This is a genomic window from Megasphaera sp. An286 (assembly GCF_002163455.1).
GTDB lineage: Bacteria > Bacillota > Negativicutes > Veillonellales > Megasphaeraceae > Megasphaera > Megasphaera stantonii.
The window spans coordinates 1-16,144 of the sequence record NZ_NFIY01000029.1; the positions used below are offsets into that span (position 1 = coordinate 1).

Annotated in this window: 12 protein-coding genes and 6 tRNA genes; 13 read left to right on the forward strand and 5 right to left on the reverse strand. The window is 53.0% G+C overall.

The genetic code is table 11. From position 1 onward, the window contains the following. Positions 1 to 584 precede the first annotated feature (584 nt). Both B5F80_RS10515 and B5F80_RS10520 read right to left on the reverse strand, forming a co-directional pair. Entirely contained in the window at positions 585 to 2,033 is a 1,449-nt protein-coding gene (locus B5F80_RS10515; RefSeq protein ID WP_087478780.1) for a HAMP domain-containing sensor histidine kinase, read from the reverse strand. Then, positions 2,017 to 2,700 (reverse strand): response regulator transcription factor, encoded by a 684-nt coding sequence (locus B5F80_RS10520; RefSeq protein ID WP_087478781.1) that lies wholly within the window; start codon positions 2,698 to 2,700, stop codon positions 2,017 to 2,019. The genes B5F80_RS10515 and B5F80_RS10520 overlap by 17 nt, the downstream gene beginning before the upstream one ends. A 267-nt stretch (positions 2,701 to 2,967) precedes the next feature. On the opposite strand from B5F80_RS10520, the gene B5F80_RS10525 reads away from it, so the two are divergent. Genes B5F80_RS10525 through B5F80_RS10535 form a run of 3 tightly spaced genes read left to right on the forward strand, consistent with a single transcriptional unit; the run spans position 2,968 to position 6,270 of the window. After that, positions 2,968 to 3,666 (forward strand): MBL fold metallo-hydrolase, encoded by a 699-nt coding sequence (locus B5F80_RS10525; protein WP_087478782.1) that lies wholly within the window; start codon positions 2,968 to 2,970, stop codon positions 3,664 to 3,666. A 44-nt stretch (positions 3,667 to 3,710) separates the two neighbouring features. Further along, the gene (locus tag B5F80_RS10530; RefSeq protein WP_087478783.1) at positions 3,711 to 4,985 is read left to right on the forward strand and encodes a DUF445 domain-containing protein; all 1,275 of its coding nucleotides are present in this window, start codon (positions 3,711 to 3,713) and stop codon (positions 4,983 to 4,985) included. A 1-nt stretch (position 4,986) separates the two neighbouring features. Continuing rightward, a complete protein-coding gene (locus B5F80_RS10535; protein WP_087478784.1) occupies positions 4,987 to 6,270 on the forward strand; it encodes a DUF445 domain-containing protein in 1,284 nt (427 codons plus the stop codon). Positions 6,271 to 6,351: 81 nt separating this feature from the next. Here B5F80_RS10535 and B5F80_RS10540 read toward each other — a convergent pair whose 3' ends face one another. After that, positions 6,352 to 6,663, reverse strand: a complete 312-nt coding sequence (locus B5F80_RS10540; RefSeq protein WP_087478785.1) for an MGMT family protein — start codon at positions 6,661 to 6,663, stop codon at positions 6,352 to 6,354. A 112-nt stretch (positions 6,664 to 6,775) separates the two neighbouring features. Here B5F80_RS10540 and B5F80_RS10545 point away from each other — a divergent pair, with 112 nt between their 5' ends. After that, the gene (locus tag B5F80_RS10545; RefSeq protein WP_087478786.1) at positions 6,776 to 8,185 is read left to right on the forward strand and encodes an FAD-binding oxidoreductase; all 1,410 of its coding nucleotides are present in this window, start codon (positions 6,776 to 6,778) and stop codon (positions 8,183 to 8,185) included. Positions 8,186 to 8,594: 409 nt separating this feature from the next. On the opposite strand, the gene B5F80_RS10550 is transcribed toward B5F80_RS10545, so the two are convergent. Both B5F80_RS10550 and B5F80_RS10555 read right to left on the reverse strand, forming a co-directional pair. Further along, on the reverse strand, positions 8,595 to 9,515 hold the full coding sequence (locus tag B5F80_RS10550) for a radical SAM protein (protein WP_087478787.1): 921 nt from the start codon (positions 9,513 to 9,515) through the stop codon (positions 8,595 to 8,597). 136 nt (positions 9,516 to 9,651) lie between these two features. Continuing rightward, positions 9,652 to 11,541 (reverse strand): carbon starvation protein A, encoded by a 1,890-nt coding sequence (locus B5F80_RS10555; RefSeq protein WP_087478788.1) that lies wholly within the window; start codon positions 11,539 to 11,541, stop codon positions 9,652 to 9,654. Positions 11,542 to 12,002: 461 nt separating this feature from the next. On the opposite strand from B5F80_RS10555, the gene B5F80_RS10560 reads away from it, so the two are divergent. The 9 genes from B5F80_RS10560 to B5F80_RS10600 all read left to right on the forward strand — a co-directional run bounded on the left by B5F80_RS10560 (position 12,003) and on the right by B5F80_RS10600 (position 15,945). Beyond that, a complete protein-coding gene (locus B5F80_RS10560) occupies positions 12,003 to 13,103 on the forward strand; it encodes an iron-containing alcohol dehydrogenase family protein (RefSeq protein WP_087478789.1) in 1,101 nt (366 codons plus the stop codon). A 93-nt stretch (positions 13,104 to 13,196) separates the two neighbouring features. Further along, complete coding sequence (locus B5F80_RS10565) at positions 13,197 to 14,198, forward strand: nicotinate-nucleotide--dimethylbenzimidazole phosphoribosyltransferase (RefSeq protein ID WP_087478790.1); 1,002 nt, start codon at positions 13,197 to 13,199, stop codon at positions 14,196 to 14,198. 41 nt (positions 14,199 to 14,239) lie between these two features. Beyond that, a complete protein-coding gene (locus B5F80_RS10570; RefSeq protein ID WP_087478791.1) occupies positions 14,240 to 15,082 on the forward strand; it encodes a LarC family nickel insertion protein in 843 nt (280 codons plus the stop codon). Positions 15,083 to 15,434: 352 nt separating this feature from the next. Beyond that, positions 15,435 to 15,509, forward strand: a tRNA-Gly gene (locus B5F80_RS10575). A 25-nt stretch (positions 15,510 to 15,534) separates the two neighbouring features. Then, a tRNA-Asn gene (locus tag B5F80_RS10580) sits at positions 15,535 to 15,610 on the forward strand. Positions 15,611 to 15,614: 4 nt separating this feature from the next. Further along, a tRNA-Gln gene (locus B5F80_RS10585) sits at positions 15,615 to 15,688 on the forward strand. Between the two features lie 7 nt (positions 15,689 to 15,695). Next, positions 15,696 to 15,771 (forward strand) — tRNA-Lys (locus B5F80_RS10590). A 16-nt stretch (positions 15,772 to 15,787) separates the two neighbouring features. Next, positions 15,788 to 15,863 (forward strand) — tRNA-Glu (locus tag B5F80_RS10595). Positions 15,864 to 15,869: 6 nt separating this feature from the next. After that, a tRNA-Val gene (locus tag B5F80_RS10600) sits at positions 15,870 to 15,945 on the forward strand. Positions 15,946 to 16,144 lie beyond the last annotated feature (199 nt).

Below are 16,144 nucleotides of genomic sequence, written 5' to 3' on the forward strand. Positions count from 1 at the left end.
CAGTTAAGCCCGCAAACGCCGAAAGTACTTGGGGGGAGGCCCCCTGGGAGGATAGGAAGCCGCTGATTACAAAAAGAGAGCAGTGCATTGGCACTGCTCTCTTTTTGTATACAACGACCTCTTATCTACCCAGGGCCTGCCCTGGGATAAGTAGCGAACCTCGTTTGAAGGAGCGAAAGCGACGCGCAAACGAGTGTGAGTCACTTATGTCGGGTCCGTGCGTGAGCAGCACATGTCATGAAGAAGTATTCCTGTGTGCAGACCCGACTGATAGGTGCGACGACCGTCAGCAGGAGACGTATACATCATGTATGCGTTCTTTTTTTGTATCTGTGCGGCTTCCTATCCTTCCAGGTTTCTGGGATAAGCATAAGCAGGGAACACCGTTTGAAGGAGCGAAGCGACGCGCAAACGGTAATGAGTCGCTTACTTCGAATCGGGACACATAAGATAGAATGCTGATAGGCTTATGCTGCAAAGCCTGCCGATTCGAAGCCTTGATGACGATACCCTAAACAAGATGACACGACGCGAAACATAAAGTACCCCCGCTGTCTTTGCAAATAAGACAGCGGGGGTACTCTTTACTCTTCAGTTATTTCTTCTTCTTTCTTCACGGGAAATATAACGGAAATCGTCGTTCCTTCATTTAATTTGCTTTTCAGCGAGAGCTCGGCGTTATTCCCTTTTGCGATATATTGGGCGATGGATAAGCCTAGGCCGGAGCCGCCTGTTTCTTTGGCCCGGGATTGTTCGACGCGGTAAAATCGTTCAAATACCCTGTCGATATCCTTTTCGGGAATGCCGATGCCCGTGTCCGATACGGAATAGTATACGTTGTCGCCGTCGCGGCGGCAGGACAGGGTGATGTTTCCGCCGGCAGGCGTGTATTTGACTGCGTTGTCGACGAAGATTCGCAGCATTTGCTTTACGCTGCCCGGCTCGGCATAAATCGTCGCTTCGTCGTTTTCCACAATCGTGATTTTATGGTCATGATCCAGCAGGGTCACTTCGTTGTACACATCCTGGAGCAGCTTGGCCGTGTTGATGTCGGCGAAGTGCTTCTTCAGCGTGCCGCTGTTCGTGCGGGCGAAGAACAACAGGCGCTCGATGAGTTGGCGCATGTATTCCGTTTCCTGCTTGATGGTCGTAATGCTTTCCTGCAGCACGGCAGGGTCGTTTTTTCCCCAGCGGTCCAGCAGGTCCGCGTAGCCGGCGATGACGGTAATCGGCGTGCGCAGCTCGTGCGACGCGTCGCTGATAAATTGCTGCTGCTGTTTATAGCCGTATTCGATGCGGTCTAAGGCCTGGTTGATCGTAACGGCTAAGTCGTGCAGCTCGTTGCGGTTATCTGACAGGGTAATGCGGTTATCGAGCTGGTTGACCTCGATGGTTTCCAGCGTGTCGTTGATGATGCGCAGCGGCGCCAGGGACTTTTTCATCAGGTACATGCCGGTCAGAACGGTCAGGGCCAAGCAGATGAGGATAGACGCCAGCAGCTGCTTGGACAGCAGGGTAATGAAGTCGTTTTCCTTATCAGGCTGGCGGGAGAACCGCAGGTAGTAGCTCTTGCCGTCGTCGCCGTCCCATTTTTTGTAATAGGAAAACTCCGTCGTTTCGCTGCCCTGTATCGTCGTCGGCAGGGCGTTTACCGTTTTATCCTGAATATCCTCGTCGATATGGCGGTCGCTCAATTTTTTTATCGTATGAGTCGGGCAATTATCCAAAACCAATTTGCCGGCGCCGTTGTAAATTTGCAGGGTAACGAAATTGGGCAGATTGGACCGGACGAAGACGGAAGAGTCGACTTTGCCGTACGAATCCAAATAGGCTACGGTGTTTTGCGCGCTCGATTCCAAATCCTCTTTAATGGAGTCGTTCATGATGTAATGAATGCTGGCGACGGTGATGACCGATACGACGATGAGGATAAAGAATACGATGGAAGAATAGAGGAGCACCATTTTGGCGAAGAGCGGCAGGGGCGCGAAGGTCGGATGCTGCAGTATTGCCTGTTTAATCCTTTGCCACATATCCTACTCCGCGGATGGTCTGAATGTATTCCCGTCCTTTTTCCTTGCCGAGCTTGCTGCGAATATAGCGGATATACACGTCGACGACGTTCGTGTCGCCAATATAATCGTATCCCCATACTTCTTCTACGATGCGGTCTCTGGTCAGCACGATGTTTTTATTGCGGATTAAATAGGACAAGAGTTCAAATTCTTTCTTCGTCAAAATGATTTTCTGCGTGCCGATGACGACTTCGTGGCGGTCCAAATACAGCATCATGTCCTGGAGCTGCAGGAAGTTTTCGTCAGCCGGCTTATAGTCCCGTTCGCGCAGGAGCACGCGGATGCGGGCGAATAATTCCTTGCTGTTGAAGGGCTTCGTCAGATAGTCGTTGGCTCCTAAGTCCAGGCTGGCGACCTTCGTTTCGACGTCGTCCTTTGCCGACAGCATCATGATGGGGACGTTGGATAGTTCGCGGGTCCGGCGGCAGATCGTCAGGCCGTCGATGTCGGGAAGCATGACGTCCAGTAAAATCAAATCGAAATGATCCTGGCCGATGCGGTCCAGCGCCGCGGCTCCGTTCGTTTCGATGCCGCACTCGTAGCCTTCGTGTTCGAGCTCCATCTGAAGAAAACGAGCAATTTGTTTTTCATCTTCGACAATTAAAATTTGTGCTTTTTCAGCCATACCATAATCCTCCTGAATCACGAGTACATTACTTCTTATTATACCTCATCTATGACTATTTTGGTACTCGCCTTTGCGAATCGGACATAAACAAAACGAAACATATTCTTCTTAGTCATATCCATGAGAGGATGGGTTGGAGAAATCTGGAGAAAATGAAGATAATGTCGCTGCAAGCCTTCAAGAACAGGCGCAATTAATGGTATAATAATATAATAGCCTCATGATAATACCTATGGAATTTACGTACAGCAAGGAGGAATAGATATGACAGGATTAAACATTACGTTTTTAGCCCACAGCGGCTTTGCCGTTGAAACGGATACAAAAGTGCTGGTATTCGACTACTTTAAGGATCCGGCAGGAAAGGTGGAATCCTATGCGAAAGGGGATAAGCCACTATGGTTTTTCGTCACCCACTGGCATGAAGACCACTTCAATCCCCGCATTGCCGACTTTGCCGCCCACACGGCCCATTATATTCTCAACGACGGCGTGACGCTGGAAGATGTAGACGTAAAAAAAATGCAAACTATGCGTTTATATGATACAATACATATGGAAGACGCAACGATTACCCAGTATGGCTCTACAGACGAAGGCGGTTCTTTTTTGGTGGAAACAGACGGATTTTCCATCTTCCATGCCGGCGACCTCAACTGGTGGCACTGGCTGGGCGATACGGACGAAAACAACGCCGAAGCGAAGGGCAATTTCGACCGGGAAATGAAGAAGCTGGCCGGCCTGTCTGTAGACGTTGCCTTTTTCCCCGTAGACGCGCGGCTGGAAGGAGCGCGCGAATGGGGCGTAAAAGGATTTTTAGACAAGGTGCATGTGAACAAGCTGTTAGTTTCTATGCATCATTTTGGAACGGTCTGGTCGCCGTCGCCTGACTTTAAGGCGGCCTACGGCGGCGTGCCCTTGTGGATACCGGCCCGCAAAGGCGAGGAAACGACAGTTCGATAAGGCAGCAATATCTGCATATACTGGAAGAGCAGAGGAGGTATAGCATGACTGAATTACACACGGCGGCGCAGCCTAAACGCAGTCAGATTGCCAATTATATACTGGCGGCGGCGGCGATTATCCTGCTGCTGGCGTATCCGTTCCAGGACTTTTTCTGGGGCGGGTTATTGACCCATTTAGCCGGAGCGGCCCTGATCGGCGGCCTGGCTGACTGGTATGCCGTAACGGCTCTGTTTCGGCGGCCCTTGGGCATTTCCTTTAAGACGGCCCTGATTCCGAACAGCAAGGAACGGATCGCCGAAATGGCCCGTCATATGATTGAAAGCGAAATCCTGACGGTGCCCAATATGTACAACGTGCTGAAGCATCATCCGATATTGGGAGCGACCCTTGAGTATCTCCACACGGAGAAGGGCTTTCAGTCAGCGGAACGCGTATTTGGGCAAATCCTCAATACGTTTTTGTACACCGTCGACATGAAAATCGTCGTCAAGGCCTTTTCCGGCGTCGGCGGCCAGGCTATTGAAAAAATCGATTTGGCCCCCATCATGAGCCGGGCTATTAAGATCGGCCTGCGCGGCGAATCGGGGAAGGATTTTCTCGATTTCATGATCCTTCATCTGGAAATACTCGTCAAGAGCGATACGATGAAAAAGTACATCGGTGAAATTTACGAAGCGTCCCTGCAGCAGTATGCCGAACGGAATTTCCTCTTTGAATGGGCCATCAAAGCGGCCCTCAAGATGGACATGTTCCGGCCGGAGCACGTCGCCGAAAAATTGCAGGAAAAATGCCTCAGCCTGCTGGACGACGCGAAGCGGGAAGATTCGCCGCAGCGCAAGCAGGCCCTGAATTACTTGTGGAAGCAAACGGAACGCATCGAGTTTAACGGCGAATGGCATGAACGCATCGACAGCTACAAGAACCGCATGTATCAGAGCCTGGTTACCCGTCCCGACACGAAGGAAGCTTGGCAGCGCTATGTACAGACGCCGGAACGGCAGAAGCGCGTCTGCACCGTCGCGGCAAAATACGTCATCGGCAAGCTGGAACGGTGGCGGCAAAGCCCCGACCAGGTGGAACAGATGAACCGCACGGCCCTGGCCTTCGCCGCCCGCGAATTGAAGCGGCTCCAGGTATGGTTCGGCAAGACGGCAGAACAGGAAATCATGAAATACGACGGAAATTATCTGGCGCAGCAGCTGGAAAGCAGCGTCTGGTACGATTTGCAGATGATTCGCGTCAACGGCTCTCTCGTCGGCGCAATTCTCGGCGCCGTCATCTATCTCGTCATGTATGCCGTGAAAGGAGGCGTATAGTATGACATATCGCCAGCGGGCCAACGCTATTTTGGCCTTGTCCTTTCTCTGCTTTCTGGCCATCTTCTGGTGGTGGTATACCCACGACGTAACCTTGTGGGAAGAACTGCTGTTTTTCGTCATTCAGTCGGCCCTCATCGGCAGTATTGCCGACTGGTTTGCCGTTACGGCGCTGTTCGACAAGCCCCTGGGCTTCCCCTATCATACGGAGCTGCTATACCGCAACCGTACGCAGATTATCGACAGCATTACGAAGATCATTTCGGAAAAACTGCTCCAGCCCAACATGTGGCAGGACAAGCTGTATCAGATATCCTTTATGGATAAGTTTATCGGCTGGCTTCGCAGCCCCGGCGGCCGGGAAAAATTCCGCGCTCTCTTGTATGAAGTAGCCCAGCGCGCCTATAACCACGCCCAGAAGGGCAGCACGCAGGAATCCATCGCCGACCATATCCGCCAGTACCTGAAGCGGCAGCCGTTGGTCAGCTTCTTCCAGGACCGCCTCATCTCGCTGCTGGAAGACCCGAACAGCCATATGTTCAACGATGCCGTCGGCTTGGGCCGCGAGCTGGTGCGCAGCGACGATTTCGATGCCCTCCTGGATAAACTCATTCAGCAGTGGATGGAAGAATCGAAGCATTCGACTGTATCCATCATTACGATTAACAAGTTTATCGGCGTCGTCGACACGCGGAAAATTGCCAAGGACATCAAAAAAGGCATTATCTCCTGGCTGGACCAGTGGGAACAGGCCGAAGGGGAACAGCGCGAATGGCTGTGCCGCAAGTTTGAATTGTTCCTGTATTCGATGAACGGCCAGCTGGCCTACGGCGTACAGAACTGGCAGGACCAGTTCGTCGATTCCCTGCCTATTGAAAAGTGGCTCAGCGCGACGCAGCGTTCGGCCAAGGACTACTTTACCCAGGGCGATAAGGGAAAAGAAGAGCTGAAGGATTTGCTGGAAGAACAATTCCTGCGCTACGTCGAATACTGCAGCGCTCATCCGGAAATCAAGGACTGGCTGGACGAACAAATCCGTCGGGCCTGCAACGTCATCCTGGAACACGAGCATTCGCTCATCGCCGTGGCCGTCCGCGACGTGCTGACAGGCTTCGATAAGAGGAAGTTCAACGCCTTCCTGGAAAGCAAGGTCGGCGAAGATCTGGCCTGGATTCGCATCAACGGCGCTCTCGTCGGCGGTACGATCGGTTTCGTCGTATTCGCCTTCCTGCGGCTCATTTACGAGCCCTTCTTCGTGCCCTTTATGCGGGGACTGTTTTTATAATTGAATACGAATGCAGCAAAGGGCTTGCCGTCCGTGTATCGGATGCGGCAAGCCCTTTCTTTATAGATAGGTGGCTATGGACTAATACTCCCACTGATAACGCTTCATGTCGACGCAGCCGTTAGGCTTGAACTGCACGCCTTCCTGCTCCAGCAGGACCCTCTGCCGGGCCCATCCCGGCGCGGTACGGCCGGCGCTGTTTACGACGCGGTGGCAGGGGTATTTGCCGTAGCATTGGGCCATGGACAGGACCTTGCCTACGAGCCGGGCGTTGCGGTCGCGGCCGATGAGCCGGGCGATTTGGCCGTACGAAGCGACGGAGCCGGCAGGGATTTCGGCGACGACTGAGAGTATTTCGTAAATTAATTCTTCTGTTAGTACGTGTTTTGTCATAAGAGCCTCGAGGTGTGAATGGAGTCGTTAACATCATCATAGCAAGGGGAAATTAGGGCGTCAATATGGTATAATAACGTAAAATGCTTATTTTTTTCGGGGAGGGAACGAAGTGAAAGAGTATCATCATCTTACGCCGGCCTTAGTAGAAGAATTGAAGGGGATTGTCGGCGAAAAATACGTATATACTGATAAGGATAAGCTGATTCCTTACGAGAAAGACGAAGGCGTCGAACGGGAATATTTCCATTTGCCCGAGGCCGTCGTACTGCCGGAAACGGCGGAGCAGACGGCGGCGGTCATGAAATTGGCCAATCGGGAACGGATTCCCGTCGTCCCGCGCGGCGCCGGCACGGGACTGGAATTCGGCGCCGTGACCAACGATTTCGGCGGCATCATATTGAGCACGGAACGGATGAACCGCATTCTGGAGTTCGACGCCGATAAGATGTACATGGTCGTCGAGCCCGGCGTCATTACGGCGGAGCTTCAGGCTCTGGCAAAATCGAAGGGCCTGCTCTATGCCGGCGACCCGTGCAGCGGCGACAGCTGCTTTATCGGCGGCAACGCGGCGACCAATGCCGGCGGCAACAGGGCCGTGAAATACGGTACGACGCGGGACCAGATATACGCTATCGAAGTCGTGACGCCGACGGGAGAGATTGCCCGTTTCGGCGGCCGGCTGAAAAAAGTGACGGCAGGCTATCCGCTGGAAAAAATCATCATCGGCTCCGAAGGAACCTTAGGCATTATTACGAAGCTGACCTTAAAGCTCGTTCCCTTGCCGAAATATACCGTAGATATTCTGGCCGTCTTTCCGACGGTGGAAAGCGCCCTGTCCCTCGTAACGGCTCTTCCCAAGGCCGGCATTGAGCCGACGTGCCTTGAATGCATGGATAACGCCGTCATCCGCGTCGTCGAACAGTACCTCGACGAAAAGCAGCCCTACTCGGACAATGGCAATTACATGGTCATTCAGCTCGACGGCAAGAGCGAAGACGACGTAGACGATATGTGCGTTGCCGTCGATGAAATCTGCCGGGCTCAGGGAGCTTTGGAAATCTTCGTCGCCGACGCCGATAAGGTGTGGAACGCCCGCAAGGCCTTTACGGAAGCGTCGGCAGCCGAATGCCCTGTAGCGGCTATGGAAGATTTTGTCGTGCCGCCGGATATGCTGGAAAAGCTGCTGATAGAGCTGGAAAGAATCGGGCAGGCGCAGGGCGTCCAATTCCGCGGCGTCAGCCATGCCGGCGACGGCAACCTGCACCTCGACGTGCTTCGCCGCGGCTTTACGGCCGACGAAGAAGCTGCGAAGATAGAAGCCTTTGAAGATGCGGCCTGCGCCGCCGTCTACGCCTTGGGAGGCAAGATTTCCGGTGAACACGGCATCGGCCAAAAGCGCAAGGCCCTCTTTGCCAAATACGAGGACCCGGCAGCCCTGGCCCTCATGAAAGCCGTCAAAAAAGCCTTTGATCCGAATCTGATCCTCAATCCGGGGAAAGTATTTGATATGGAAGAGTAATCTGAAATATATACAGCTGAATGCGAATAATGCGGCGTGACGAACAGCCACGCCGTATTACTCTTTATAGAAAAAGTGATAAAGGCATGTGAATAGAAAAGATATTGACGCTGCTGACTCGTTTAAAGCAGCAAGGAAAGATTAAGCGTGATTCAGAGAATAGAAAGACCTCTCATTGGATTTTAAAGCGCTAAATGCCTATGAATCCAATGTGTATTGGGTTGATATTGGGTTGATATAAAAGAATAAATATTTTTAGTTATACATGTAAATACATTAAGGGAAAGGCTTTATCTGCATGACGAAGCCTTTCCCTTTTGTATTTATTCATATATAGGACGATCTAGTTTGTTTAAGAAGTTCTAATAGATGCAGTATAAGGATATGCTGCTTGTTGGGCCTTTGAATATTATATTTTTTTCGATTTCAGCACGCCTTCGCCGCAGAAGCTGGGAATGAAGGTTTCGCTGGCGCTGTCTTTTTCCTGGACGAAGCCGTCTTCGATGCCGCTGTCGAAGAGGTACTGTTCGGCTTCGTCGTACTCTTCGTCGGTGAGGAAGCGGTCGATTTCGGGATAGTCGGCGGCTTTGCCGCAGGGGACGTACTGGCGCATGAGGCTGAACAGGACTTGTCCGTCTGCGAAGTGGCTTCGCACCCAGTCGATGACGGCCTTAGTGTTTTCGACGCAGCCCGGCAGGATGAGGTGGCGGATGACGACGCCCTTCTGCAGGATGCCGTCGTCGTCGAGCTCGTAGGGGCCGACCTGGTCGTACATGCGCAGGATGGCTTCCGCCGCGGCCTGGGGATAGTCGGCGGCGCCGCTGTAGCGTTTGGCCAGATTCGAATCCATGTATTTCAGGTCAGGCAGATAGATTTGTACCTTACCTCGTAAGGCGTCGATGGTTTCCGGTGCTTCATAGCCGCCGCAGTTGTAGACGACGGGGACGGGCAGGGGCTGCTCCAGGCTCTGCCGGACGGCCCAGGTATAGGGCGTCGGCGTGACGAGATTGATGTTGTGGGCTCCCTGGGCGATGAGCTCGCCGTAGATTTCGCGCAGCCGTTCTACCGTAATGGGAATACCCGTGCCGCCCGTGCTGATCGAGGCGTTTTGGCAGAAGCAGCAGCGCAGGTTGCAGCTCGTAAAAAATACGGTCCCCGAACCCCGCGTGCCGCTGATGCAGGGCTCTTCCCAGAAGTGCAGGGCCGCCCTGGCTACGACGGGCTGCAGGGACGTATGGCAGTAGCCGGCCATGGGCGCATGAGGCGTGTAGTATTGGCTGCGGACGACGCCGCAGCGCCGGGGACAATCGTTGCAGATATATTCGGACATAAAAACATCTCCTTGCAGTACAGTGTGCGGCAGTCTGCGCCGGCAGGCCGCCAAGGGATATACTGCATTATACCATATATAGAAAAAGGCTGCCTCTTACGAGACAGCCTTTTTACATGACAAGCAAATTTTCGAATTAATGATGAGCAATCGTCAATTCTTTGAAGCGTCTTGCTCTTGCGCCTTCGTCGTCCTGCTGAGCGACGAGCTGTTCCAAATGCTTCAGTTCTTCTGCTTCTACGGTAGCTGTAGTATCGTAGCTGGCAGGAACGGTCTTAGCCAGGTACATGCACTTCTTGAGGGAAGCGACGCTGATGATGATTACCAGGATAGCCATGATAGCCGAAACGGTAAACATGAGCATTTCGCCCTGAGGCAGATAGATTTCAAACATGTTGAGGAAGTCTGCCCAGAAGATAACGACCGTCAAAACAGCCCAGGGGAAGCCTGTTACCCAAACGTAGCGGGCTTTGCCCATGCTGCAGATAACGACGGAAGAAATAGCCAAGGTAATGATAGCCAGCAACTGGTTGGATACGCCGAAGATAGGCCAAATCGTGGACAAGCTGCCCTGCAGTACGATGTAACCCCAAGCGCCGGATACTAATGCGGAAGCGATGATGCCGCCGGGGAGCCAATGGGGATCGCCGAACTTAGGCCATACGCGGCCGATAAGTTCCTGGAACATGTAACGGCCGACACGAGTACCGGCATCGATGATCGTCATGATGAACAATGCTTCGAACATGATGCAGAAGTGGTACCAGTAGTTCATGAGGTGGTCGAGGCCAGGAATTCTGGAGAAGATGTGAGCCATGCCGACTGCCAAGGAAACGGCGCCGCCGGGACGATGGGCAACGTCTTCGCCGACCATCTGGTTCAGCATCGGGAGGTCAACGACCTGCATGCCGAGAGCCTGGAAGTGAGCGGCTGTAGAGTTAATAGCGAAGTAGTCGGCCGGCTGGAGAGCGCAGGCTGCGATCAAAGCCATCATGCCGACGAAGGATTCTGTAAGCATTGCGCCATAGCCTACAGGGAGGATAGAGCGTTCGTTCATGAGCATTTTCGGCGTCGTGCCTGTGGAAATCATGCAGTGGAAGCCGGAAATAGCGCCGCAGGCGATAGTGATGAAGATGTACGGAAGAACCGGGCCGGTAATAACCGGGCCGCCGCCGGCGCAGAACTGCGTAACGGCAGGCATTTCAACGCTCGGGCCGACGATGATGATGCCGAGGGCCAAGGCGCCGATCGTACCGATCTTCATGTACGTGGACAAATAATCGCGCGGAGCGAGGAGCAGCCATACAGGGAGGGCAGCGGCGATGAAACCGTAGAGGATCAAGGCGATGCTGACGCCTCTGGCGCTAATGGTAAAGATAGGAGCCAATGTCGGCGAAGCCTGGACGGACGGGCCTACGACGACGGCGAGCAATACGAGGACGACGCCGATGATCGTAGCTTCCTGAATCTTGCCGGGGCGCAGGAACTGCAGATACAAGCCGACGAGAATAGCAATAGGAATCGTCATGCCGATGGTGAAGGTACCCCACGGGCTGTCGTGCAAGGCGTTGACGACGACGACGGCCATACCGGCCATAGCGAGGATATTCAGGAACAATACGGCGAAGGACGTAGCCAAGCCGATTTTGTCGCCGATCTGCGCTTTTGCGATTTCGGCGATGGATTTGCCGTCATAGCGCATGGAAGCGAAGAGGATAACCATATCGTGTACGGCCCCTGCGAGGACGCCCCCGATAAGAATCCACAACGCGCCGGGCAAATAACCGAACTGAGCGGCAATAACCGGGCCTACGAGCGGGCCTGCGCCAGCGATAGCTGCGAAGTGATGGCCGAATACGACGTATTTGTTCGTCGGAACATAGTCGTGGCCGTCTTCGAAACGGAATGCCGGCGTGACTTTGTACTGGTTCAGCGTCAATACTTTAGCGGCGATGAAGGCGCCGTAAAAGCGGTAAGCCAGTACGAACACGAGTGCAGAAACAATAACTAAATACAAACCGTTCATACAAAAACAACCTCCTTTTAAAATTTTAGGGCTGCTTTTGAGAAATGAACTGCTATAATGATTCCTACTAGAGCAAGCCCTTTAACCGACTCTAACTATATATCAATAAGATTAAAATTTCAAGGTGGGCAGGGGCACAGTCCGTCCTCCGGTGATAATAAAATCTTTTGGTGACAAAAAAATAAAAAATGGCTCAAATATACATGCCTTATCTAGTATAATGAAAGAGGTTACAAGTCATATGTAGTATGTGATGAAAAAATATCATTTTATGCAGATATGTATATCAATTGATAATATACGCCGGAGGAAAACAAAAAAACATAATGTTCGTTTACCAATAGTCAGATTTTGCTGACAGTGGTATAATATATCTGCTTTAACTTTTTCGAGCCGTATAGCATGACGGCTTCAGCTATTACTTATTTATATTTTACATAACTTGTATAGGGGGTACAATTATGTCTCAGTCTGATTACACACTGGTGCTGCCGGCCTTTACGATCGGCGCCAACGCTTACGATGCCATCGGCCAGGTTACGAAGCCTTTCGGCAAAAAAGTCGTCATTATCGGCGGCAAAACGGCCTTGTCCAAAGCGGAAAAGCCGCTCCTCGACGCCATTAAAAACACCGATCTGGAAGTTCTCGGCGTGCTGTGGTACGGCGACGACGCGACGTACGAACGGGTAGACGCCTTGATGGCTGAAGACGCCGTTAAAAATGCCGACCTCATTTTCGGCGTAGGCGGCGGCCGGGCTATCGACACCTGCAAGGTCGTAGCCGATAAAGTCGGCAAGCCCTATTTCGCCTTCCCGACGGTCGCTTCGAACTGCGCTCCGTCTACGGCCATCGCCGTCATGTACAACGAAGATAAATCCTTCGCCGGTTACTACTACCTGCCGACGCCGCCGGTCCATACGTTTATCAATATGGACATCATCGCCGACTCGCCCTTCGACTTGTTCTGGGCCGGCATCGGCGACGCCATGAGCAAGGAATGCGAAAGCGAATTGGCCAGCCGCGCAGCCGACATTTTCCATACGGTTCTCCTGGGGCGGGCTTTGGGCAAGGTCTGCACGGAACCGCTTCTCGAATACGGTGAAAAAGCCTTGGCTGACTTCAAGGAAAAGAAGGTCACCTATGAGCTGCAGCAGGTCGTATTGGACATCATCATCAGCACGGGCCTCGTTTCCAACTGCACGACAGGCCACAACGGCGTATACTATTATAACTCGTCTATCGCCCACTTGTTCTACAACTCGTCGACGGTGCTGCCGCAGGTCGTAGAAGGCCATCTCCACGGCGAAATCGTATCCTTCGGCGTACTCGTCCTCTTGACGTACGACAAGCAGTTCGAACTGCGCGACCGGATAGCCGCCTTCTACAAGAAAGCCGGCTATCCGGTCAAGTTGGCCGATTTGGATATCAAAGCCGACGAAATCGACGCGATCGTCGAAAAAGCGCCGGCCATTACGGAATGGAACTGCGTGCCGTCTCCGCTGACGAAAGAAGCCTTCAAGCAGGCGATCGTCGACACGGACGCCTTTGGCAGCGCATTATAAAACTGTTCAGCCGCATAAAAAGGGGCGACTCTCTGCAGGAGAGCCGTCCTTTTATGGTATAATAGACAAAAATGAGTAACCAGGAGGTATGCAATGGATAGTGTGCTGGAACAGGTAATCGCCGGTATCGGCCCCCTGAATCTGGAAAAGACCGGCGAGTGCTACGCGAAGCTGTCGAGCCTTGCCGTCCCTCAGGACGGGAATTTGACTTACTTGGCCGGCCGTATTGCCGGCGTCTCCGATACGCTGCAGCCATCGCTGCTGAAAAAAGCCGTCGTCTTATTTGCCGCCGACCACGCCGTCGACGGCGGGGAAAATAAAACGAAGGGCATGGGCAGCAAGGCCGCCGCGCTGGAAATCGCCGCCGGAAAGGGCCATATCAACAAGGTGGCCCATCAGATAGGAGCCGGCGTGTTGCTGCTGGATATGGGACTGGAGCAGAATATTCCCGAATCGGAAGGCGTTCAGGACTTGAAGGTCATGCACGGCAGCCATTTTTGGGCCAAAGGGCCGGCCATGACGGAAGACCAGATGCTGGACGCCATGTTCAGCGGCCTGCAAATCGGAGAAAATCTGGCCGACGAGCATTACAACGCCCTCGGCCTCGGCAATATCGGCGAACGGGGTCTGCTGACGGCCTTTATCCTCACAGCGGCCTTCTTCCGCGATTCTATGAACGACTTGCCGTCCCATATGAAATCACAGGGCAAGCTGGAGCAGCTGACGGCCCTCATGGACCGGCTGGGACTGGATGCCGGCGATCCTCTGGATTTGCTGCGCCGCGCCGGCTCGCCCGATATCGCCGCCATGGTCGGCCTCATATTGGCGGCGGCCCATCGCCGTCTCCTCGTCGTATTCGACAACGCGGTGACGGGAGCGGCCGTACTGCTCAGCCGGGCCCTCTGCTCTCAGGTAGACGACTACGTCATCCCTTCGGCGCGATATGCCGAGCCGGTTCATCAGATGCAGATGAAAAAGATGGGCCTCAAGGCCTTCTTTGAAACGGGGCAGGATACGGATCAGGGCATGGGCTCGGTCATCGGCTTGTCCCTGCTGGATGCGGCAGTAGACATGATGAATAAGGAATTGAAATAAGACGATAGCGATGCCCCTTTGCGGCAGGAAGGAGATTATACATGAAGACCTTATACCTCGATTGTTTTTCCGGCATCAGCGGCAATATGTTCACCGGCATGCTTCTGCAGGCCGGCGTGCCCTTCGACGCCTTTCAGGACGCCATGGCTTCGCTGAAGCTGGAAGGATATTCCCTCGTCTGCGAATCCGTTTCCAAGCTGGGAATTCAATCGGTCTATTACAACGTAATTCTTGATGCGGAACGTCATCACCATGCGCACGACGGCGGGCACGATCATGAGCACCATCATCATCACGAACATCACGGTTCGCACAGCCACGAGCATCTCGTCGATACGACGGGCCATCACCATCATCACCAGCACCGCGGCCTGCAGGAAATCACGGCGATTATCGAAGCGTCGCCCCTGTCGGACAGCGTTAAGGCGAAAAGCCTCGCCGTATTCGGCGAGCTGGCAAAAGCCGAGGCAAAGGTTCACGGCGTGCCTGTCGACCAGATTCATTTCCATGAAGTCGGGGCCGTCGACTGCATCCTGGACATCGTCGGCGTTGCCTGGGCTCTCGAATATCTGGGCATAGAGCAAATCGGCGCGTCGCCTCTCCACGTCGGCAGCGGCTTCGTACGCTGCGCCCACGGCGTTATGCCCGTACCGGCTCCGGCTACGGCAGAACTGCTGGCAGGCATTCCCTATTATGCTACGGACATCCGCGGCGAACTCGTCACGCCGACCGGCGCGGCCCTCGTCAAGACCCTGGCTTCCTATATCGGCCCCCGGCCCAAGTCCTTTGTCCATGACATCACGGCTTACGGCGCAGGCACGAAAGACCTGGAAATCCCCAACGTCGTCCGCGGCTTTATCGGAGAAGCTGAATCATGGCGGTAAGGAACGGCGGCAGGACAGACACGATTCTCCTGCATGTCTTGGCTCATGACAGCTACATAAACGTAAGATAGGTAAGGCGCCGCGGAGATATTTTTTGCGGCGCTTCTTTTATGGAGAAAGTAGAGTATATCTGGTAGAATTCATCATATAATCAATTCCATCAACTATTTGCGAAAAAAGTGAAAAAATCTATTGACAGATTACAGGAGGCGTGATATTATGATTAAGCGTTCTGATGAACGCGCCGACACAGAGAAGGTTAGAAAGAACGTCGCAAAAAAGTTCTTAAAAAACTTTCAAAAAATGTGTTGACAAGCACAAACGAAAGTGCTAAAATAAACTTCGTCGTCATGCGGAAGTAGCTCAGTGGTAGAGCACCACCTTGCCAAGGTGGGGGTCGCGAGTTCGAGCCTCGTTTTCCGCTCCATATTTCCTCTTTAAGAGGAAGCTATTCCTCAATAGCTCAGTCGGTAGAGCAATCGGCTGTTAACCGATTTGTCGTAGGTTCGAGTCCTACTTGAGGAGCCAATACAGGGGTATCGCCAAGCGGTAAGGCTACGGACTCTGACTCCGTCATCGTTGGTTCGAATCCAGCTACCCCTGCCAAATTTATGATCCACTAGCTCAGTCGGTAGAGCACCTGACTTTTAATCAGGGTGTCCCGAGTTCGAATCTCGGGTGGATCACCATCATTTACTCTAGCATGGCCCCTTGGTCAAGTGGTTTAAGACACCGCCCTTTCACGGCGAGAACATGGGTTCGAATCCCGTAGGGGTCACCACTATCCGGGCGATTAGCTCAGCTGGGAGAGCGCCTGCCTTACAAGCAGGATGTCAGCAGTTCGATCCTGTTATCGCCCACCAATTTTTTTACAAGACATACACTTCAGTGTATGTCTTTTTTTGCATGTATGACGTGTATTGGAAAAGACGCTGCGTACCGAATGTCTGTCGTCGGTAAATTGCAAGTTGAATTTGAACAACCATAATCAGGAAACACACTCACTAGCATAAACTTCATCGAGGAATGCATCAAATAGCTCTGACGGCGTATGGTAGCCCA